General features: G+C 69.4%; 22 protein-coding genes. 21 read left to right on the forward strand and 1 reads right to left on the reverse strand.

Annotated elements, in window-relative coordinates; translation table 11 throughout:
* The 6 genes from LAO51_09025 to LAO51_09050 all read left to right on the forward strand — a co-directional run.
* The coding region (locus LAO51_09025; protein MBZ5638881.1) for an ABC transporter ATP-binding protein at window positions 1-553 on the forward strand (553 nt) is incomplete at its 5' end.
* A 75-nt stretch (window positions 554-628) separates the two neighbouring features.
* Window positions 629-2,221, forward strand: coding sequence for a TolC family protein (locus tag LAO51_09030; GenBank protein MBZ5638882.1), 1,593 nt, complete (start codon window positions 629-631; stop codon window positions 2,219-2,221).
* Window positions 2,222-2,223: 2 nt separating this feature from the next.
* Window positions 2,224-2,997 (forward strand): YIP1 family protein, encoded by a 774-nt coding sequence (locus LAO51_09035; protein MBZ5638883.1) that lies wholly within the window; start codon window positions 2,224-2,226, stop codon window positions 2,995-2,997.
* A gap of 12 nt (window positions 2,998-3,009) precedes the next feature.
* Window positions 3,010-4,386: an efflux RND transporter periplasmic adaptor subunit gene (locus tag LAO51_09040; GenBank protein MBZ5638884.1), complete on the forward strand. Its 1,377-nt coding sequence runs from the start codon at window positions 3,010-3,012 to the stop codon at window positions 4,384-4,386.
* Between the two features lie 36 nt (window positions 4,387-4,422).
* Window positions 4,423-5,124: an ABC transporter ATP-binding protein gene (locus tag LAO51_09045; GenBank protein ID MBZ5638885.1), complete on the forward strand. Its 702-nt coding sequence runs from the start codon at window positions 4,423-4,425 to the stop codon at window positions 5,122-5,124.
* A 3-nt stretch (window positions 5,125-5,127) separates the two neighbouring features.
* On the forward strand, window positions 5,128-6,342 hold the full coding sequence (locus tag LAO51_09050; GenBank protein ID MBZ5638886.1) for an ABC transporter permease: 1,215 nt from the start codon (window positions 5,128-5,130) through the stop codon (window positions 6,340-6,342).
* A gap of 15 nt (window positions 6,343-6,357) precedes the next feature.
* Here the strand turns inward: LAO51_09050 and LAO51_09055 are convergent, their stop codons facing one another.
* The gene (locus LAO51_09055; GenBank protein MBZ5638887.1) at window positions 6,358-7,731 is read right to left on the reverse strand and encodes a phospholipid carrier-dependent glycosyltransferase; all 1,374 of its coding nucleotides are present in this window, start codon (window positions 7,729-7,731) and stop codon (window positions 6,358-6,360) included.
* Between the two features lie 91 nt (window positions 7,732-7,822).
* On the opposite strand from LAO51_09055, the gene LAO51_09060 reads away from it, so the two are divergent.
* The 15 genes from LAO51_09060 to nuoL all read left to right on the forward strand — a co-directional run bounded on the left by LAO51_09060 (window position 7,823) and on the right by nuoL (window position 20,787).
* Window positions 7,823-8,470, forward strand: coding sequence for a MotA/TolQ/ExbB proton channel family protein (locus LAO51_09060; protein MBZ5638888.1), 648 nt, complete (start codon window positions 7,823-7,825; stop codon window positions 8,468-8,470).
* Window positions 8,422-8,934: a hypothetical protein gene (locus LAO51_09065; GenBank protein MBZ5638889.1), complete on the forward strand. Its 513-nt coding sequence runs from the start codon at window positions 8,422-8,424 to the stop codon at window positions 8,932-8,934. Before LAO51_09060 ends, LAO51_09065 begins: the two co-directional genes overlap by 49 nt.
* On the forward strand, window positions 8,931-9,425 hold the full coding sequence (locus LAO51_09070) for a biopolymer transporter ExbD (protein MBZ5638890.1): 495 nt from the start codon (window positions 8,931-8,933) through the stop codon (window positions 9,423-9,425). Before LAO51_09065 ends, LAO51_09070 begins: the two co-directional genes overlap by 4 nt.
* Window positions 9,422-10,183, forward strand: a complete 762-nt coding sequence (locus tag LAO51_09075) for an energy transducer TonB (GenBank protein ID MBZ5638891.1) — start codon at window positions 9,422-9,424, stop codon at window positions 10,181-10,183. The genes LAO51_09070 and LAO51_09075 overlap by 4 nt, the downstream gene beginning before the upstream one ends.
* Entirely contained in the window at window positions 10,180-11,307 is a 1,128-nt protein-coding gene (locus LAO51_09080; protein ID MBZ5638892.1) for a tetratricopeptide repeat protein, read from the forward strand. Before LAO51_09075 ends, LAO51_09080 begins: the two co-directional genes overlap by 4 nt.
* 162 nt (window positions 11,308-11,469) lie before the next feature.
* On the forward strand, window positions 11,470-11,838 hold the full coding sequence (locus LAO51_09085; GenBank protein MBZ5638893.1) for an NADH-quinone oxidoreductase subunit A: 369 nt from the start codon (window positions 11,470-11,472) through the stop codon (window positions 11,836-11,838).
* Between the two features lie 2 nt (window positions 11,839-11,840).
* Window positions 11,841-12,299: an NADH-quinone oxidoreductase subunit C gene (locus LAO51_09090; GenBank protein ID MBZ5638894.1), complete on the forward strand. Its 459-nt coding sequence runs from the start codon at window positions 11,841-11,843 to the stop codon at window positions 12,297-12,299.
* Window positions 12,300-12,321: 22 nt separating this feature from the next.
* Window positions 12,322-13,518: an NADH dehydrogenase (quinone) subunit D gene (gene nuoD, locus LAO51_09095; GenBank protein ID MBZ5638895.1), complete on the forward strand. Its 1,197-nt coding sequence runs from the start codon at window positions 12,322-12,324 to the stop codon at window positions 13,516-13,518.
* A complete protein-coding gene (gene nuoE / locus LAO51_09100) occupies window positions 13,515-14,006 on the forward strand; it encodes an NADH-quinone oxidoreductase subunit NuoE (protein MBZ5638896.1) in 492 nt (163 codons plus the stop codon). Before nuoD ends, nuoE begins: the two co-directional genes overlap by 4 nt.
* Before the next feature lie 10 nt (window positions 14,007-14,016).
* On the forward strand, window positions 14,017-15,282 hold the full coding sequence (nuoF, locus tag LAO51_09105; GenBank protein MBZ5638897.1) for an NADH-quinone oxidoreductase subunit NuoF: 1,266 nt from the start codon (window positions 14,017-14,019) through the stop codon (window positions 15,280-15,282).
* Window position 15,283: 1 nt separating this feature from the next.
* Window positions 15,284-16,870: a (2Fe-2S)-binding protein gene (locus LAO51_09110; GenBank protein ID MBZ5638898.1), complete on the forward strand. Its 1,587-nt coding sequence runs from the start codon at window positions 15,284-15,286 to the stop codon at window positions 16,868-16,870.
* Window position 16,871: 1 nt separating this feature from the next.
* Complete coding sequence (gene nuoH / locus LAO51_09115) at window positions 16,872-17,921, forward strand: NADH-quinone oxidoreductase subunit NuoH (GenBank protein MBZ5638899.1); 1,050 nt, start codon at window positions 16,872-16,874, stop codon at window positions 17,919-17,921.
* A gap of 10 nt (window positions 17,922-17,931) precedes the next feature.
* Complete coding sequence (locus LAO51_09120; protein ID MBZ5638900.1) at window positions 17,932-18,426, forward strand: NADH-quinone oxidoreductase subunit J; 495 nt, start codon at window positions 17,932-17,934, stop codon at window positions 18,424-18,426.
* The gene (nuoK, locus tag LAO51_09125; protein ID MBZ5638901.1) at window positions 18,426-18,725 is read left to right on the forward strand and encodes an NADH-quinone oxidoreductase subunit NuoK; all 300 of its coding nucleotides are present in this window, start codon (window positions 18,426-18,428) and stop codon (window positions 18,723-18,725) included. The genes LAO51_09120 and nuoK overlap by 1 nt, the downstream gene beginning before the upstream one ends.
* Window positions 18,726-18,732: 7 nt before the next feature.
* A complete protein-coding gene (gene nuoL, locus LAO51_09130; GenBank protein ID MBZ5638902.1) occupies window positions 18,733-20,787 on the forward strand; it encodes an NADH-quinone oxidoreductase subunit L in 2,055 nt (684 codons plus the stop codon).
* Window positions 20,788-20,796 lie beyond the last annotated feature (9 nt).

The following is a 20,796-nucleotide window of genomic DNA, read 5'->3' on the forward strand; positions in this document are numbered from 1 at the left end:
GGCGGCGGCGAAGTACCCGCACGAGTTCTCCGGCGGGCAGCGGCAGCGGATCGGCATCGCGAGGGCGATCGCCTGCTCCCCGCGGTTCGTGGTCGCGGACGAGCCGGTCTCGGCCCTCGATCCGCCGGTGCAGGCGCAGATCGTGAACCTCATGGTGGAGCTGCAGGAGCGGCTCGGTCTCGCGTACCTCTTCATCGCCCACGATCTCAGGATCGTCGAGCACATCAGCGACCGGGTCGCGGTGATGTACCTCGGGAGGATCGTCGAGGAAGCCGACGCGGCCTCGCTCTACCGGGAGCCGCTCCACCCCTACACGAAGGCGCTCCTGGCCTCCGCGCCCAGGCCGTCGCCGGGCCCTCCGGCCCCTCCGGCCCTCGAGGGAGAGCCGCCGTCGCCGACCCGTCCGCCCCCGGGATGCGCCTTTCACCCGCGCTGCCCCGTGGCGGACGAAACCTGCTCGCGCCTGGCGCCGGTGCTGCTCCCCGCCGGGGAGGGGCGGAAGGTGGCCTGCCACCGCGTCCATCCCGACGGCGGCTCGTCCGACGGTACCTGAAACCGCCGGTTGCGGCGGCTCGTAATAAATGAGACAACATCAAGCTCCTCGACCGAAACATAGGGAGGTCACGAGGTGAGTAGAACGCGGACGATGCTGATGGCGGTCTCGGTGTGCCTCCTGGCCGCCGTCCTCTTCTGCCAGCCCGCCCGGGCGGAAGAGGCGAAGGGAGAGGAGGGGGTCCGTCTCTCCTTGGCGGACGCCCTTCGCTCGGCCCTCGAGAACAACCTGGGCCTGGTCATCGCAAGGCGGGATCCGCGGATCGCGGCGCTCAACGTCGACCTGGCGAAGGCGGTCTTCGACCCCGTGCTCGGCGGGACGTTCCAGCACTCGTATTCGAAGACCGAGGAGATCCTGCAGCCGGACTTCTCCACGGGCACGCTGCAGTTCGTCTCCATCGGCTCGAAGACGACCAACGACAACGCGGGGGCGACCTGGACCCAGCTGCTCAACTTCGGCGGCACCTACCAGGTCGGGCTCAACTCGTCGAGAAGCGACCAGTCCCCGTCGTTTCGCTCGTACAACCCGTCCATCAACACCGGGCTGACCTTCGGCTGGAGCATGCCGCTCCTCAAGGGGTACGGCAGCGAGGCGACGACCGAGAACCTCGTCATGGCCAAGCGCGGCGTCGAGATGAGCGATGCGGACCTCAAGCGCCAGGCTCAACTGACGATCGAATCCGTCGAGGACGCCTACTGGGACCTCGTCGCCGCGGGCGAGACGCTGGCGGTCGCGAAGAAGTCCCTGAAGCTCGCGCAGGACCTCTACGACCTCAACAAGAGGAAGGTCGAGGTCGGAACGCTCGCCCCGATCGAGATCACTCAAGCCGAGGCGGGCGTCGCATCGCGCGAGGAAGGAGTCATCCTCGCGGAGGCGGGCCTGGCCAGCTCCCAGGACAACCTCCGCCAGCTCCTGGCCGTCCCGAAGGACAGCCGCCTCTGGGACCAGCCGATCGTGCCCACCGACCAGCCGACGTTCGAGCCCCGGTCGCCCGACCTCGGGCGCGCCATCGAGAAGGCGCTGGAGTCGCGGGGCGAGATGACGAGCGCCCGGCTCGATCTCCAGAACAAGCAGCTGGCGGAGCAGGTGGCGCGGCGCAGGCTGCGGCCACAACTCGACCTGACCGCCGGGGTCACTCCCAGCGGCAACAACATCATCGGCCAGAGGGTCGTCGGCACCGACGTCCAGCCGATCGTGGGGGGCCTGAGCGACTCCTTCACCGAGATCCCCAAGTTCCGGAACTACGACTGGAGCGTCGGTCTCGTCTTGACGTATCCGCTCGGGAATCGGCGGGAGCAGGCCGGCTACGCCACGGCAACCCTCACCCGTGAGAAGGCCGAGTTGTCCCTCGTGAACACCGACCTGACCGTTCGCGTGGACGTCCGCACCGCGGTTCGCAACATCGAGTCCGGCGTGAAGCGGGTCACCGCGGCCCGCTCGAACACCCTGCTGCAGCAGAAGAAGCTCGAGGCGGAGCAGAAGAAGTTCGAGAACGGCATGAGCACCTCGTTCGAGGTGCTGACGTTCCAGACCGACCTTGCGAACGCCCAGCAGGCGGAGATCCAGGCGATGACCGATTACAACAAGGCGCTCGCCGCCCTGGAGCGTGCGCAGGGAACGCTCCTCGAGGCCCGCAACCTCCGGATGGAGTCCGGAACGAGGAAATGAACATGGAGAGCACTCCGGGATCGGTCGGCGCCGGGAGCGAGATGGGGGCGGGCTCCCGGCTCCTCAACGTCTTCTTCTCGCCGTCCAAGGTCTTCGAGTCGATCGCCAGGAAGCGGGGACGGGACTGGATGGTCCCGGTGGCCATCCTGATCCTGCTGGGCATCGCCGGCGCAATCCTCGTCTCGCCGAAGCTCGACGTCGACGAAGCGGTCCGGGTCCAGATGCAGAGGATGGAGAAGGTCCGGACCGGGATGACCGACGCCGACCGAACGAAGATCGAGGAGGCGATCCGCGGGCAGATGACGAAGATGACCCAGGGACCCATCCGGTTCGTCTGGTCGGTCCTGTTCCTGGTGCCGCTGTTCCTCGTCCCGGCGTTCTATCACGGCATCGCCGCCGCCTGGGGGAAGAGCACGAGCTACCTCTCGGTGGTCGCCGGATACGCCTACGTCCAGATGGTGCAGGCGCTCAAGGGGGTCCTGCTGGTGGCGGTCGCGGCGCCACGGAAATCGATCAGCATCCTCGAGGTGGAGACGCTCTTGAAGTCCAACCTCGGCGCGCTCATGAACCCGGAGACCGCCAGCCGGCCGCTCTACAGCCTCGCGCTGAACGTGGACCTCTTCGAGATCTGGGCGATCGTCGTCGGCGTGATCGCCCTGTCGCGGATCACCCGATTGACGCCCAAGGCGTCCGCGCTCACGGTGGGCGGCCTGTGGGTGGTCTGGGTCTGCATCAAGATGATCGGAGCGCTGATCGGCGCCGCCTTCGGCGGTTGAGACGAGGCGAAGTTGACCGTACTCCAGAAGTCGCTCATCGGCGGCGCCGCCGTGGTCGTGCTCGGCGCCATCGTGGCCACCTCCCTCCTGAGCCGGCAGCAGGCCAAGGGGGAGGAGGTCTACATGGCCAAGGCGGAGAAGAAGGACGTGATCTCCGCCGTGACCGCCTCGGGACGGATCCAGCCGCGCATGAAGGTCAACGTTCAGTCGCAGGTGATGGGCGAGATCGTGACCCTCCCGGTGAAGGAAGGGGACCCGGTCAAGAAGGGCGATCTCCTCGTCCAGTTGAAGCCCGACCAGTACAAGTCCGAGGTGGACCGGCTCGAGGCGAACCTGAGGATGGGACGGATCGCCCTCGAGCAGCAGAACGTCTCCCTCGAGAACGGCCGCCGCACGCTGAGCCGTAACCGCTCGCTTTACGCGGACAAACTGATCTCCCCCGAGGTCCTCGAGAAGAACGAGCTCGACGTGAAGACCGGCGAGATCAACCTCAAAAGCCTCAACGAGCAGATCTCGCAGGCCGAGGCGAGCCTTTCAACCGCCAGGGACGAGCTGCGCAAGACCACCATCATCTCGCCGATCGACGGCATCGTCACCCTGCTCAACGCGGAGCTGGGCGAGATGACGCTCACCGGCACCATGAACAACCCCGGCACCGTGATCATGGTGGTGTCGGACATGGGCGAGGTGCTGGCCGAGGTGGACGTGGACGAGACTCGGGTCGTCCAGGTTCGGCCGGGACAGCCCGCCCGGGTCACCGTGGACGCGGTGGGGGAGACCCACCCCTACGACGGAAAGGTCACGGAGATCGGGGGAACGGCGACGAAGCGGACGGGGCAGGAGGTCTTGGTCTTCCCGGTGAAGGTCGCCCTGAACCAGCCCGACCCGTCCCTGAGGCCCGGCATGACCGCGAAGGCGCGGATCGAGACGAAGCGGGTGGAGCGCGCGGTCACGGTCCCGATCCAATCCGTGCTCCTCCGGCCCGCGGCGGACGTGGAGAAGATCCTCGTGCAGCGGGCGAAGGCCGGCAAGGGCGGGGCCAAGGACGACGCGAAGGGACCGAAGGTCGCGGAAGCCGCGGGCGGCGCGAAGGCCGCCGTGACCGATCCGAAGGTCGGCGGGCCGGCCCCGGTGCCCTCCAAGCCCGGCCTCGCCGGATCCGACCAGCGCGAGGTGGTGCTCAAGGTCGTGAACGTGAAGGCGGTGCTCGTGCCTGTCAAGACCGGGATCAGCGACGAGACCAGCGTCGTGATCCTCGACGGGATCGCCGAGGGCGATACCGTCGTCACCGGACCCTACCGCGAGGTCAAGAAGCTGAAGGACGGCGACGCGGTCAAGGAGAGCACCTCCAAGGCGAAGGAGTCGGGCGTCGAGATCACCGTCGAATGACGGCGTCCGGGCCGGACGAGGGCACCCATGGAAGAGCTGATCGAGTTCAAGGACGTCCACAAGACGTACGACATGGGCCAGGCCCAAGTGAAGGCGCTCGACGCGATCTCGCTCGAGATCAAGAAGGGCGACTACCTGGCGGTCATGGGCCCCTCCGGCTCCGGGAAATCCACCCTCATGAACCTGATCGGCTGCCTCGACTCGCCGACGTCCGGCTCGTACCGCCTCAAGGGGCAGGAGATCGGCACGCTGGGGGACGACGAGCTGGCCCGGATCCGGAACCGGGAGATCGGGTTCATCTTCCAGACGTTCAACCTGCTCCCGAGGACCGACGCGCTGCAGAACGTGGAGCTGCCCCTGATCTATTCGGGGGTCACGAGGCGCGAGAGGCACGAGCGCGCGAAGCACGCGCTCGAGGCGGTGGGGCTCGGCGACCGGATGCACCACCGTCCCAACGAGATGTCCGGCGGCCAGCGGCAGCGCGTCGCCATCGCCCGCGCGCTGGTGAACACCCCCTCGATCCTCCTCGCCGACGAGCCCACGGGGAACCTGGACTCGAAGACCGGCGACGAGATCATGGTGCTCATCGACCAGCTCCACGCCGAGGGGAACACGCTCATCCTCGTGACCCACGAGGAGGAGCTCGCCCGCCGGGCCGCGCGCGTGATTCGCCTCCGCGACGGACAGATCGTGTCGGACACGCAGAATCGCCGGGAAGCCGCGCCCGCGGAGGCGTGATCCGTGTTCCTCGAGAACCTCATCCTCGCCCTGAAATCGCTCTGGTCGAACAAGATGCGGTCGTTCCTGACCACGCTGGGCATCGTCATCGGCGTCGGGGCGGTGATCGCGGTCGTGTCGATCGTGCAGGGGTTCTCGCAGGTCATCACCGCGGAGATCGAGAGCCTGGGCTCCAATTCGGTGGTGATCGGGCCGAGGAGGCCGCCGGGGAAGGAAGGGGAGAAGCTCGCGAGGGTCGAGCTGACGTACGAGGACGGGCTGGCGCTGGTCTCGGCGAGCCACTACGTCGAGGCGGTCGCGCCGATCATCCAGCAGTTCGGCCACATGAAGGTGGGCGAGGAGTCGGGCGACTACCCCGTCATCGGCACCACGCCGATCTTCCAGGACCTGAGGAACTACTACGTCGAGCTCGGCCGCTTCTTCAGCCCCGTGGACGACCGGGAGCGGCAGAAGGTCTGCGTGATCGCGAACGGCGTCCTCAAGGAGCTGAAGCTGCCGCGGAACCCCGTGGGCAAGACCATCACGATCGGAGGCGACGCGTACCGGATCATCGGCGTCATGGAGCCGAAGGGACAGCTCCTTGGACAGGACTTCGACAAGTTCGTGCTGATCCCCTTCAGCACCGCGGTCGGGGTGTACGGCGAGCAGGTGGCGAAACAGGTTGCCCTCCTCGTCCACGTCAAGAACGCCGCGGACGTAGACCGGGCGACGGACGAGATGGAGAACTTCCTCAGGATCCGGCACCGCCTCCGCTCCGACCAGCCCGACGACTTCGAGATCACGTCCCAGACCCAGATCCTGAAGTCGTTCAGCAAGTTCGCGAACGGCGTGACCTACGTCGTCGCCGGCGTGGTCTCGATCGCGCTCCTGGTCGGCGGGATCGGGATCATGAACATCATGCTGGTGTCGGTCACCGAGAGGACCCGCGAGATCGGCGTCCGCAAGGCGGTGGGCGCGCGGCGCGCGCACATCATGGTGCAGTTCGTGATCGAAGCGGTGGTGCTCGCGCTCATGGGAGGGATCACCGGCATCCTGCTGGGGGTCCTGACCGGCCTGCTCGCCGCGAAGCTGATCCCGAACTGGCCCGGCGCCTTCGTGCCGGTCTGGGCGGTCGTCCTCTCGTTCGGCTTCTCGTCCGCCGTCGGCCTCTTCTTCGGGATCTACCCCGCCGCCAAGGCGGCACGGCTCGACCCGATCGAGTCGCTGCGGTACGAGTAGGTCCCGCCTCCGCCTTTACCGCCAGCCGCTCAGCCAGACCCGGGCGTCGTGCTGGGCGGGAGTCATCGGCCAGCCATACGTGAGCGGCGAGAAGAAGAGGAATCCTCCGACGCTGAGAGCGATGAAGCCCAGGGCAGCCCAGTGGCGCGGCGATCGGGTCCATCTCGGATCTTCGGGAAGCGCCGATCCGATCAACGTGGCGAGGATCATGACGCTCGCGATCGCGGCGAACAGGTAGTGGTAGAGGAACATCACCCGGCCGATCGCCGCGAACGGAAGCCAGTTGAGGAGATAGGCGAGGATCAGGAACGCCAGCGCCTGCAGGAGGCTCCGTTTCCGCAGTGCCCGCCAGTTCCTGATCAACAGCACGATCGCGACGATGACGCTCAGCGACGCAGGCCACCAGACGAGCGGGTTGCCGATCAGGTAGATGTTCCCCTGCCGGCCGTCGGCCAACCGATACGGCCCGTCCCAGTAGTGGATCGGCCGAGCCTCGGCGGGCCAGGTGTACCACCTCGAGCCATACGGATGCGTGGCGGTCAGCGTGGCGTTGCCCTCGTACATCGCCTGGTTCAGCTCGAGGAACTTCGTCCAGAATCCGGGTCCCGCCGAGGGCAGGTAGTCCGGATTGCCGATCAACGCGGCCTGGAAGTCTTCGGGCATGAACTCGTCTCCCGTGCCGGAGCGGGTGAGCAGCCCGAAGTGGATCCGGAACGGGGCGACGTAGACGAGGGCCGCCAGGAACACGACCACCGCGAGCTCGACCGAGCGGCGCGACCCTGCTCGCGCCCGGGCGAACTCCTCCCGGACCACGATCACGAGGACGAGCGCGAGCGCGCTCAGACCGGTCCACTTGATCGAGACGGCGCCGCCGGCCATAAGGCCGGCCAGGATCAGCCAACCCGCACGGGGGTGTCCTCGCCAGCGCAAGGCGGCGTAGACGGCGCCCAGTCCGAAGGCGATCAGGAAGTTGTCCACCAGCACGAATCGGGCTTGGGCGACGAAGGCTCCGTCGAGCGCGATCGCCAGTCCCGCGAGGAACGCAGCCAGCCGTGATCCGGTGAGCCGTCGAAGCACGCCGTAAACGAGAGCGACGATGGCGATGCCGGCCAGGGCGGCGAGCAGGCGCAACACCGTCGCCGGCCCATCGACCGCAGGCCTCGTGCCGGCGTCGAACAGCCAGGCCCAGCCGGCGAAAAGCAGCTGGCCGAGGGGCGGGTGTAGATCGAAGTAGAACTGATGGGTGAAATAGGACGCGGCGTACTGCCCGAAGTGGATTTCGTCGAAGACCGTGGCGGCGGGACGGGCGAGAGCGAGGGCGCGTGTCAGCACGGCAACGAGGATCAAGAGCGCCAGTTCCGGGTGGAAGCGGGCGGCGAGTCGCTTCATGGGGCCATCTTAACAGGACGCCGCATCGCAGGGCTTTTTGACAGCCCCCAGGCCCCGGGATACCATCCGAGGAGGCATCGGAGGAGACAACGTGGACTTCGTCAGCGGCCTGTCGGGGGTGGTGTGGAAGCACTACCTGGCCGGCGGCCCCGCCATGCATCCGATCACGTTCTGCTCGCTGATCGCGCTCACCGCGATCGTCTACAAGCTGGCGGTCTTCCGCCGGATCCGGATGGACACCGGCGAGTTCCTCCTCGGCATCCGCGCGGCGCTCCTCGACGGCAGGGTCGCCGAGGCGGTGGCCGCATGCGGCCTTCACCGCGGCCCCGTGGCGGTCGCGGTGAAGGCCGGGCTCCTGAAGCACGGCTCGCCGCCCGAGGCGGTGGACCGCGCGATGGAGCACGCCGCGATCGAGGAGATCGCCTACCTCGAGCGGTACCTGGGCCTCCTCGCGAGCATCACCGCGGTCGCGCCGCTCCTCGGCTTCCTCGGCACCGTGATCGGGCTCATCGTCGCGTTCGACGCGGTGGCCGACCAAGGGCTCGGCAATCCAGGGGTCGTTGCGCAGGGCATCTCGGTGGCGCTCCACACGACGGCGTGGGGGCTCGTCGTCGCGCTCGTGACCAAGTCGTTCCACGATTACTTCTCCGGACGCGTCGGCTCTTGCGCCCGTGAGATGGAGGTCGCCGCGTGCGCCGTCGTCGAGACCTTCTCCGAGATGGAGCGGATCCGGGCGTAGGCCGGAGTCGCCGGTTCCGGCGGGCGACGGGCGCCGGCGGCGGCGTCTCCGCGGTCCCGCTCGCGACGCTCGGCGCGCTGCTCGCCCCGTTCCTGCTCCTGGCCCTCGCCGCGGAGGTGGACCGGACCCGGCTCGTGCTGCCGTCATCCCGCGTCCGTCTCGACGCCGGCCGTGGCGCCGCGTGCGTGGTCATCGCTCGCGAGGCACGGGAGGAGCGCTGGGGGACGCTGGAGTACCGCTTCTCGGACGGGAAAGAGGCGAGCCGGCGCCTCGGCGGGCCCACCGACATCTTCCTCGCGGCGCTGCGGGTGGTGGCGGAACATCCCGACCGGCCGTTCGTGGTCAAGGCGGACGCCGCAATCCGCTACGGCCTGGTGGACGACGTCCTCGAGCAGCTCCGGAAGGCCGGGGTCCGGGAGCTGACGCTCCTGACCCGGGCCCCTCGGGCCGGTGACGTGCGATGAGGCTCAGGACGGGTGGGACCCGCGCGGAGATCCCGGTCGCGCCGGCCGGCGGGCTGTCGCTGATCCTGATCCTGCTGGTGGCCGTCTCCTCCACGCTGTCCGCGCCGCGAGGGCTCCTCGTGAAGCTCCCGGGCCGCTCGGAGGGGGTCGCGCTCCCGGCGCCGGGCGACGCCGCGTTTCTCTCGATGCTCCCGGACGCGTCGCTCGTCCTGGACGGAGAGCCGGTGGCCATCGAGCGGCTCCTGTCGCGGCTCGAGCCGAAGCTCGGCCGGAACGGGTCGAGGCCGGTCGTCTTCCACGTGAGCGACGACGCACCGTACGCCGCGATGGTCGCGGTGGTGGATCTCCTCGCCGCCGGGGAAGGCTCATCGGGTTTCAGGGTGCGGCGGCTTCTGGTGCCGACCCACGCGGAGGTCATGGCGTGGTCCCGGTCGCTGGGGCGGGATCCGTTCGCCCACGAGGGGATCGGCGCGAGCGGGGGCCGGCGATGACCCCGGAATCCGGGGGCTTGCGGCTCGAGGACCACCTGAGGGCGAGCGGCGAACTCCACGTGTCGCTGCTGCACCGCGGCGAGGGCCGCCTGCTCGCTGCGGCGTTCGCAGGAGCTCTCGTGCTCCACGTCGCGGGGGCGCTTCTCCCGCTCCCCCGGCCGGTGGGGACGTCGCGGGGGCGCGCGGGCTCTTCCGCCGCGCGGCGGCCGACGCTTGCGCACGCGATCATTCCCGCGGCCCCGTCGCGAGCCGAGCGCCCCGCTCTTTCGACCGGGGCCGCTCCGGTGCGGAGCGCACCCGCCGCGGCCGCGGCCTCGAGCCTCCCCGCGGCCCCGGCCGCGAGACCGCTTCCCGACCTCCTCGAGCCGTTGGTCGAGCCCGAGCCCGAGATGGCGCCGGACGACCTGCCGCGGGACGCCGAGATTCTCCTGGGCGAGCCGGAGCCGCCGCCCGCGGGTCCGTCGCCCGAGCACGCCGGGCGCGCGGCCGATCCGGAGCTGTTGCCGGAGAGCCGGGTGCAGCCGGTCTATCCCGCGCGGGCGCGGCAGCTCGGCGTCCGCGGCGACGTGGTGCTGGACGTGAGCGTGCTCCCCGACGGAACCGTCGGGGAGGTGAACGTGCTGCGGTGCACGCCGCCCGACCTCGGCTTTTGCCCGTCGGCGGTGCGGGCGGTCAAGCGCTGGCGCTATCGGCCGGGCTTCCAGGACGGGCGGCCTGCGCAGGTCTCGATCACCGTCAAGGTGGAGTTCGTCCCGTGACCGGCCGGCGCTCGATCCCCGCGGTCGCGCTCGCCGCGCTCTTCCTCGGCGGGGCCGGCGCGGCCCACGCGGACTTCGACCAGGCGATGGGCTACTTCAAAGCAGGCAAGTTCCTCGAGGCCGCGGCGGAGTTCCAGGGCATGGTGGACGCGGCGCCGACGTACGACTACGGCCAGTACATGCTCGGGCAGTGCCAGCTCCGGGTGGGGCGCGCTGCCGACGCGGAGCGCAGCTTCCGCAAGGCCATCGAGATGCGTGGAGACAAGGCCGAGTACGTTCACGGCCTGGCGGTGGCGTTCAAGGACCAGCGCCGGTACGTGATGGCCCTCGGCGTGCTCTCGAACGAGGAGCGGCTCGTCCGCGACCGCCGGACCGCCTACGCGTTCCTCGCCCTGCGCGGTTACCTCTTCGCCGCGCTCCGGCGCTGGGGTGAGGCGACCGGCGACCTCGAGAGGGCGCTCGCGCTCAAGCGGGACCCGATCCTCCTGGACCTCCTCGGCAAGGCCTACTTTTCGATGGGCCGCTACGACCGCGCGGCGGCGGCGTTCTCCTCGGCGTCCGACGCCACGCCGGCCGATGCGCGTCCCTGCCGGATGCTCTCGGAGTCGCTGCTCAGGATCGCCGCCGCCAGTCAGGATCCGACCCGGAAGCGGGAGATCTACACGCAGGCGATGGCCGCCGCGCAGCGGCTGATGCGGATCCAGCCCGGGGATCCCGAGGCCGTGGGCCTCCTGGGGCGCGCCGCCCTCGGCGCGGGCCGCTTCTCGGCGGCAGAATCGGCGTTCAACTCGGTGCTCTCGGTCCATCCCGGGGCGTGTCACGTCTTGATCGACCTGTCCCGGGCCCTTCTCGGTCTCGATCGGGCCGGTGACGCGGAGGCCGCGCTCGACGGTGCGTCCCGGTGCGCGTCCTCGATGGCGGAGGTGCCCGAGGGGCTCGGTCGCGTCTACTTCCGGCAGATGCGTTTCGACAAGGCGCTGGACGCGTTCCTCCGCGCCAACTCGCTCCAGCCCTCCGCCGCCGCCCGCGCGGGGATCGAGGCGGTGCGCGCCGAGATCGAGGCCCGCCGCGACGGGCCCGCTCGGAAGGATCGCGCCTCCCGCCCGGTCGGTCCAAGTCGCTGACGCGCCAAGGCCTTGAGATCCCGCAAATTGACACATTTTCGGCCGCTGTGTTAGAGTCGAGGATCCGGCGCCGCGAGATCCTCGAGACGAACCAGGACGGCCATCCGTGAGCCGGGGAGCGCCGGAACGCACCGCCGAGTCCCGCAAGTCGAGGGGAGTCCCGTGAGCGACAGTCTGGTGCCGGTTTTCCTCGCCCTGGGTGCGGCGGTCGCCGTCGCTGCGGTTCTCCTCCTCCTGACCCACCTGCTCGGACGCCCGCGGAAGTCCCAGGTGGACCGGACGCCTTACGAGTGCGGGGTCCGGCCCTTCACCCCTGCGCAGTCCCACCGCTACTCGGTGAAGTTTTACCTGGTGGCGATGCTCTTCATCCTGTTCGACATCGAGGCGGCGTTCCTCTACCCGTGGGCGGTGACGTTCCGCGGATTCGCGGACGACAAGCCGTTCGTGCTGGGCGAGATGGCGGTGTTCCTCGGGATCCTCGTGGCCGGCTTCGTCTACGTCTGGCGCCGCGGCGCCCTCGAGTGGGATTGAGGATGGCCGACGGCGAGACGGCCCTCGGGCGAATACGGGAGTGGTTTCCCGACGCGGTCGCAGGGGCCGGGGAGTGCCGCGGACAGCACTGGGCGGCGGTCCGGAAGGACAGGCTCAGGGAGGTCTGCCGCCGTCTACGAGACGACACCGGCGGCGCGTTCGACCTCCTCCTGGACGTGACCGCCGTGCACTGGCCGGACGACGCCGAGCCGGTCGAGCTGGTCTACCACCTCTACAGCACGTCCCGGAACGACCGGCTGCGGCTCAAGGTCCGTCTCCGCGACGGGGAGACCGCTCCCACGCTCGCGGACCTCTGGGCCTCGGCCAACTGGAACGAGCGGGAGGCGTTCGACATGTTCGGGATCGTCTTCGACGGGCACCCGGACCTGAGGCGCATCCTGATGCCCGACGATTACACGGACTTCCCGCTCCGCAAGGAGTTCCCGCTCTACCGCGGCTGAGCGCGGGGCGGCCGGACGGACGATGCCAGCGACCTACGAGCGATCGGACGAGCGGCCCGACATCGTCACGCTCAACATGGGGCCGTCGCATCCGGCGACGCACGGGGTGCTCCGGATCGTGCTCGAGCTCGACGGCGAGACGGTGGTCCGCGCCGTGCCGCACATCGGCTACCTCCACCGCGGCATGGAGAAGATCGCGGAGAACCGGACCTACCTCCAGTTCATCCCGTACACGGATCGGATGGACTATCTGAGCCCGTTGTCCGCCAACGTCGGATTCGCGCTGGCGGTGGAGGAGCTCCTCGGGATCCGGGTCCCGCCGCGGTGCGAGGCGATCCGCGTCCTGTGCTGCGAGCTGGCGCGGATCGGCTCCCACCTGGTCTGGATGGGGACGCACGCCCTCGACCTCGGCGCGGGGACCGTATTCTTCCACACGTTCCGTGACCGGGAGTGGCACTACGACCTGGTCGAGGACCTGACCGGCGCCAGGCTCACCACCTCGTTCACGCGCGTCGGCGGCATCGCGCGCGACGCGGATCGCGGCTGGCTCACGAAGCTCCGCGAGTTCGTGGACGCGATGCCCGGCCGGATCGACGAGTACGAGTCGCTCCTCACACGGAACGCCATCTGGCTCGGACGGACGCGCGGCGTCGGGGTGCTCCGGGCCGCCGACGCGATCGCCTACGGGGTGACCGGGCCGAGCCTCCGCGCATGCGGCGTCGAGTACGACGTTCGAAAGGCCCGCCCCTACTCGGGATACGAGCGGTACGACTTCGAGGTCCCGGTGGGGGCCGAAGGGGACATCTACGACCGGTACCTCGTCCGCATCGAGGAGATGCGCCAGTCGGTCCGGATCCTCGACCAGGGGCTCAGGACCCTCCCCGACGGACCGGTCAACGTCGACGACCCGAAGATCTTCCCTCCGCCGAAGCAGCGGATCCTCACCAGCATGGAGGAGCTGATCCACGATTTCATGCTGGTCACCGAGGGGTTCCTGTGCCCGCCGGGCGAGGTGTACCACTCCACCGAGGTACCGAAGGGGGAGCTGGGCTTCTACGTGATCTCCACCGGCGGCAAGGCTCCGTACCGGCTCAGGATCCGGTCCCCGAGCTTCAACAACCTGGCGACGCTGCCGCTTCTCTGCGAGGGAGGCCTCGTCGCGGACGTGATCGCGAACATCGGGAGCCTCGATCCCGTGCTCGGCGAGGTGGATCGATGAGCGGCGGCCCGGCCGGAGCGGTCGCGCCCGATCCCGGATTCGCGGCGAAGGTCGACAAGGTCGTCGCGCGCTACCCCGAGCCGAAGGCGGCGCTCCTCCCCGTGCTCTGGCTCGTCCAGAGGACGAAGGGGTGGGTCGACCTGGATTCCGAGGCTTGGGTGGCCGCACGCCTCGGCCTCGCTCCCGCGCACGTCCACGGCGTCGTGACCTTCTACACCCTGTTCAAGCGGCGTCCGATGGGCCGGTACCACCTCCAGGTGTGCACCACCTTGTCGTGCATGCTCCGGGGCTCGGACGACCTGGTCGCGCACCTCGAGCGGAAGCTCGGGATAGAGCCGGGAGAGACGACGCCCGACGGCCGCTTTTCCCTGGTCAAGGTCGAGTGCCTCGGCTCCTGCGGCACCGCTCCGATGCTCCAGCTCAACGACGACTACCAAGAGAACCTCACGATCGAGAGCCTGGACCGGCTGCTCGACGGCCTTCCCTGACGGAGAGCGGATGGAACGGATCCTGACCCGCAACGTGGACAAGGAGGGCTCCCACACCCTCGCCGTGTACGCGGCGGGGGGAGGGTACGAGCCGCTCCGCGGCGCGCTGCGAACCGGGTCCCCCGAGAAGGTCGTCGACGAGGTCAAGAGATCGGGGCTGAGGGGACGCGGGGGGGCCGGGTTCCCCACCGGCCTCAAGTGGTCGTTCATGCCGAAGGACTCCCCGAAGCCGAGGTACCTGATCTGCAACGCGGACGAGTCGGAGCCCGGCACGTTCAAGGACCGCCTGCTGCTCGAGCGGGACCCGCACCTGGTCCTCGAGGGCTGCCTGGTCTCGGCGTACGCGATGGGCGCCCGGGCGGTGTTCGTGTACGTCCGCGGCGAGTACGTGCACGCGACGCGTGCCCTCGAGCGCGCCATCGGGGAGGCTTACGCCGCGGGGTACGCGGGCCGGAACATCCTCGGCAGCGGCTTCGACTGCGACCTGGTCCTCCACGTCGGGGCCGGGGCGTACATTTGCGGGGAGGAGACCTCGCTGATGAGCTCCCTCGAGGGGGACCGCGGCTACCCGAGGCTGAAGCCGCCGTTTCCCGCGCAGGCGGGGCTCTGGGGATGCCCCACCACGATCAACAACGTCGAGACCCTGGCCAACGTCCCGTTCATCCTCGAGCGCGGTGCCGACTGGTTCCTCTCGATCGGCAAGCCCCCGAAGAACACCGGCCCGAAGCTGTACGCGCTGAGCGGGCACGTCAAGCGCCCCGGCGTCTACGAGGCCCCCATGGGGCTCCCCCTCCGGGAGCTGATCCACGACCTCGGGGGCGGCATGCTCCGGGACGACAAGCCGCTCAAGGCCGTGATCCCCGGCGGATCGTCGGTGCCGGTGCTCCGGGCGGACGAGTGCGACGTGGACCTCGACTTCGACTCGCTCGCGGCGAAGGGGAGCATGCTCGGATCCGCCGGCGTGATCGTGATGGACAGCTCCACGTGCATGGTGAAGGCGATCGAGCGCCTGGCCCATTTCTACGCCCACGAATCGTGCGGCCAGTGCACGCCGTGCCGCGAGGGGTGCGGCTGGATGGAGAGGATCCTGTCCCGCCTCGAGCGCGGGGAAGGGCGACAGGAGGACCTCGACCTCCTTCTCGACGTGGCCTCCAACATCCTCGGGAACACGATCTGCCCCCTCGGCGATGCGGCGGCCATGCCCGTGGCCTCGTTCGTGACCAAGTTCCGCTCCGAGTTCCAGCACCACGTCGATCACCGCGCGTGCAGGGTATGAGATGCCGAAGCTGATCCTGGACGGCGAGGAGATCGAGATCGTGCCGGGGACGACCGTCCTCGCGGCCGCCCTCTCCCGCGGTCGCGACATCCCGCACTACTGCTGGCACGCGGGGCTCTCCGTCGCCGGGAACTGTCGGATGTGCCTGGTGGAGGTGGAGAGGTCGCCGAAGCTCGTGATCGCTTGCGCCACCCAGGTCGCCGACGGGATGGTGGTCCGGACGGAGACCGATCGGGTGAAGAAGGCCCGCGCGGCGATGATGGAGTTCTTCCTCATCAACCATCCCCTGGACTGCCCGATCTGCGACCAGGCGGGGGAGTGCCGGCTCCAGGAGTACGCGGTCGAGCACGGGGCCGGGAGGAGCCGCTTCGTCGAGGCGAAGCTCACGCTGAACAAGGCCGTGGACATCGGCCCGCACGTCCTCCTCGATCAGGAGCGGTGCATCCAGTGCAGCCGGTGCGTCCGTTTCTGCGATGAGATCACCGGCACGTCCGAGCTGGCGTTCTTCCGCCGCGGCGAGCGGACCGTGATCGGAATCTATCCCGGGCGTCCCCTCGACAACGCCTACTCCGGCAACGTCGTGGACATCTGCCCCGTGGGCGCCCTCACCCTCAAGGAGTTCCGGTTCGCGACCCGCGTCTGGTACCTCAAGAACACGCCGACCGTCTGCGCGGCCTGCGCCCGGGGGTGCAACGTCCTGGTCGCCGTCGGCCAGCAGCAGGTGCTGATGACGACGCAGGGGCAGACCGACGACCGGATCAAGCGGATCGTTCCCCGCCCGAACGAGGACGTGAACGGTCACTGGATGTGCGACGAGGGTCGGCTCTCGTACCGAACGCTATCGTCCGCTCCTCGCCTCGAGACCGCAGAGGCGCCGGCGGGAACCGCCGCGGACTGGGACGACGCGGTCGCGCGGGCGGCAGCGCTCCTCGGGGACGCGGCGCGGGCGGGGCGGCTCGCGGCGATCCTGTCCCCGCGCCTCACCGCGGAGGACCTGTTCGCCTGGCGCCGGCTCCTCGAGGCCCTCGGCGGCGGCCGGATCGGCGTCCGCCGGATCGCTCGCGGTGCGGATGACGCCCTGCTGGTGCGCGCCGACAAGGGGGCGAACTCCACGGGCGCCGCCTGGATCCTGGGAGAGTCCGCCACGGAAGCGGCGGTCCTCGAGGCGGCGGCGCGGGGCGAGGTGGCGGCGCTGCTCGTGGTGGGGGACCCGCTCGATTCCGCCGATTCCGCCGCGCCCGATCCAGCGGTGCGGTCCAGGGTGGCGAGCGTGATCTTCGTCGGGCCGTTCGTCTCCGGCGCCGCCGAGGGGGCCGACGTCCGCCTCCCGGCCGCGGCCTGGGCCGAGGAGGATGGGACCCTCGTGAACTTCGAGGGGCGCGCCCAGCGGGTCCGCCGCTGCCACCTCCCGCGAGGCGAGGGGCGCCCCGGCTGGCGCATCGCGTGCGACCTCGCCCAGGCGGCCGGCGGGGACATGCCGCAGTGGACGTCGTCGGACGAGGTCCTCGAGGCGCTGGCGGCGTCGGTCGAGCGGTTCCGGGGGCTGGACGCCACGACGATCGGTCTCCTGGGCGTTTCCCGAGGGTGACGTGAGCGACCTCCTGTTCAACCTTCTGGTCACCGCGGGGAAGCTCGCGATCGCGACCGGAGGCCTGTTCGGCATCGTGGTCGTGATGGAGTGGGTCGAGCGGCGGCTCTCCGGGCTGATCCAGTTCAGGTGGGGCCCGAACCGCGTCGGTCCCTTCGGGCTCTTCCAGCCGATCGCGGACGGCGTCAAGTTCCTGATGAAGGAGGAGGTCTTCCCGGCGGAGGCGTACCGTCCGGCGTTCCTCCTGGCCCCCGCGATGTCCCTCGTCCCCGCGCTCTTCGCCTTCGCCGTGATCCCGTTCGGCCCGACCGTCACCGTGTTCGGGCGGAGGGTCGCGCTGGCGGTCCTGGACCTCGACGGCGGGATCCTCTACGCGTTCGCCGCGAGCGCCCTCGGCGTCCTCGGGATCGTGACGGCCGGCTGGGCCTCGCGGAACAAGTACGCGCTCATGGGAGGCCTCAGGTCGTCGGCGCAGATGATCTCCTACGAGCTGGCGCTGTCGCTGTCGGTGATCGGCGTGCTCCTGGTCTCCGGAACCCTCCGGCCCATGGCCATCGTCGAGCGGCAGGCCGGCTGGTTCTGGAACTGGAACGCGTTCGCCGGGGGCTGGCAGCTCCTCGGATTGCTGATCTTCCTGATCGCGGGGTTCGCCGAGACGAACCGGCTCCCGTTCGACCTGCCCGAGGCCGAGTCGGAGCTGGTGGCCGGCTACCACACCGAGTACTCGTCGATGAAGTTCGCGATGTTCTTCATGGCCGAGTACATGAACATGGCGACCTCGTCGGCGCTCCTGGTCACCCTGTTCCTGGGCGGCTGGCAGCTCGGATTCCCGGTTTCGGTCACGGGATGGCCGCTGTGCGCGCTTCAGATCCTCACGTTCCTCGCCAAGCTCGCGTTCTTCCAGTTCCTCTTCGTCTGGGTCCGCTGGACGCTCCCCCGGTTCCGCTACGACCAGCTCATGAACCTGGGTTGGAAAGGGCTGTTCCCGCTGGCGCTGGCGAACCTGATGCTGACCGCCGTGCTCTCGGCGTTCGGCTGGATCCGCGGGTGAGAGGGGCGCGATGGAGCTGATCGCCTTCTTCGTCCTCGCCGTCCTGGCGGTCGCCTCGGCGCTGGTCACGATCACCCATCGGAAACCGGTGATCGCGGCGCTGGCGCTGGGGGTCAACCTGATCTCGATCGCCGGGTTCTACCTGGTCCTGAGGGCGCAGTTCATCGCGCTCCTCCAGGTGATCGTCTACGCCGGCGCGATCCTCGTCCTGATCGTCTTCGTGATCATGCTGCTGAACCTGCGCGACGAGGCCCGCCGGGCCGGATCGGGCTCGATCCAGCGCGTCGTCGGCCCGCTCCTCGCGCTGGCCTTCGCGGTGCTCCTCGGCCGGGCGCTCCTCGAGGGGGCCGTCTCGCCGTTCCCGGCGCGGCCCGCTGGATTCGGGACGGTCGAGGCGGTGGGCCGGGAGCTGTTCTCCCGGTTCTTCTACCCGTTCGAGGTCATCTCCCTCCTGCTCATCGTGGCGATGGTCGGAGCCGTGCTCCTGGCCAAGAGGAGGCTGTAGTGGAACCGCGCCTCGTCCTCCTGGTCTCGGCGATCCTCTTTTCCATCGGCGTCGTCGGCGTGCTCCTCCGCCGGAACGCCATCCTGATCCTGATGAGCATCGAGCTGATGCTCAACGCGGCGAACCTGGCGTTCATCGCGTTCGCCCGCCAGCTCGGGCAGTCCGAGGGGCAGATCTACGCTTTCTTCGTCATGACGCTCGCCGCCGCCGAGGCGGCGGTGGGGCTCGCGATCGTCATCGCGCTGTTCCGGCTGCGCGAAACCACCGATGTCGACGAGATCCACCTCTTGAAGTGGTAGGGCGGCGATGCTGAAGCTGATCTGGCTGATTCCGGTCCTTCCGCTCCTGGGCGTCGCGGCGAACGGCCTGTTCGGCCGGTTCATGTCGCGGCGGGCGGTGGCCTGGGTGGCGTGCGGGGTGGTGCTGCTGTCGCTCCTTTTGTCGTTGGGGGCGGTGACGGAGCTGTCGGGGCTGCCGGAGTCGGGGCGGCACTACGAGACCGAGCTGGGGACGTGGCTGCCGCTCGGGTCGTTGGGGCCCGGGGGGGAGGGGCTGAGGATCGGTTGGGGGTTCGCGCTGGACCCGCTGTCGGCGGTGCTGCTCCTGGTGGTGACGGGGGTGGGGTTCCTGATCCACGTGTACGCGACGGGCTACATGGCGCACGAGGAGGGGTACGCGCGGTTCTTCGCGTACATGAACCTGTTCATGGGGATGATGCTGACGCTGGTCTTGGCGTCGAACCTGCTGGTGATGTTCGTGGGCTGGGAGGGGGTGGGGCTGTGCTCCTACCTCCTGATCGGATTCTTCTACGACCGGCCGTTCGACGCGCGGACGGGGATGAGCTGCGCGGACGCTGGGCGGAAGGCGTTCTTGACGAACCGGATCGGGGACTTCGCGTTCCTGATCGGGATGCTGTACCTGGCGACGGCGTTCGGGAGTCTGGAGTTCCGTCGGGTGTCGGAGGGGATCGCGGGGGGCGGGATGCCGCAGGCGGTCCTGACGGGGGTGGGGATCCTGCTGTTCGTGGGGGCGTGCGGGAAGTCGGCGCAGGTGCCGCTATACGTGTGGCTGCCGGACGCGATGGCGGGGCCGACGCCGGTGTCGGCGCTGATCCACGCGGCGACGATGGTGACGGCGGGGGTGTACATGGTGTGCCGGATGTCGGCGCTGTACGTGCACGCTCCCGCGGCGATGGCGGTGGTGGCTCTGATCGGGGCGTTGACGGCGATTTTCGCGGCTTCGATGGGACTGGCGGCGACGGACATCAAGAAGGTGCTGGCGTACTCGACGGTGAGCCAGCTGGGGTACATGTTCGCGGGAGCGGGGGTGGGGGCGTTCGCGGGGTCGATGTTCCACCTGATGACGCACGCGTTCTTCAAGGCGCTGTTGTTCTTGGGGGCGGGGAGCGTGATTCACGGGATGTCGGGGGAGCAGGACATAAGGCGGATGGGGGGACTGAGGCGGAAGATGCCGGCGACGTACGGGACGTTCCTGGTGGCGACGCTGGCGATCGCGGGGATCCCCGGGCTCGCGGGATTCTTCTCGAAGGACGAGATCCTGTGGGGGGCGTGGTCGTCGGGGCACCGCGGGGTGTGGGCGGTGCTGGCGGCGGCGGCGGGTGTGACGGCGTTCTACATGTTCCGGCTGCTCTACCTGACGTTTTTCGGGAGCTTTAGGGGGACGGAGGAGCAGGCGCACCACGTGCACGAGTCGCCCAGGGTGATGACGGTGCCGCTGATGGTGCTGGCGGTGCTGTCGGTGATCGGGGGCTGGATCGGGATTCCGAGAGCGCTGGCGCTGGGAGCGGACGTGAACGTGTTCGGCCGGTGGCTTACGCCGGTGTTCGTGGGGGCAGGGGCGGCGGGGGCGGGGGAGGCGGCGGCGGAGCACGCGGGGGCCGGGGTCGAGCTGGGATTCATGGCGCTCGCGGTGGCGGTGGCGCTGGCCGGGATCGGGCTGGCGACGGTCTTGTACCGGAGGCGGGAGGGGATGTCGGAGCGCCTCGCGGAGGCGCTCGGTCCCGCGTACCGGCTGGTGCGGAACCTCTACTGGGTGGACGAGCTCTACGACGCCCTCGTCATCCGGCCGTTCTACGCCCTCTGCCGCGCGGCCCGCGCGTTCGACGTGGGGATCGTGGACGGCGCCGTGAACGGCGTCCGGCACGTGACGGTCGGCCTGAGCCACGTCTCGAACGCGAACGACCGCTGGCTCGTCGACGGCCTCGTCAACCTCGTCGGGGCCACGGTGCGCGGGGCCTCCTTCGTGTTCCGCAGGGTACAGACCGGCGTGGTGCAGAGCTACGCCGCGATGATGGTGTTCGGGGTGTTCCTTCTGCTGATCATCTACACGCTGGCACGGTAGCGCGACCCC

It is taken from the genome of Terriglobia bacterium (genome assembly GCA_020073205.1).
Taxonomy (GTDB): Bacteria; Acidobacteriota; Polarisedimenticolia; order Polarisedimenticolales; family JAIQFR01; genus JAIQFR01.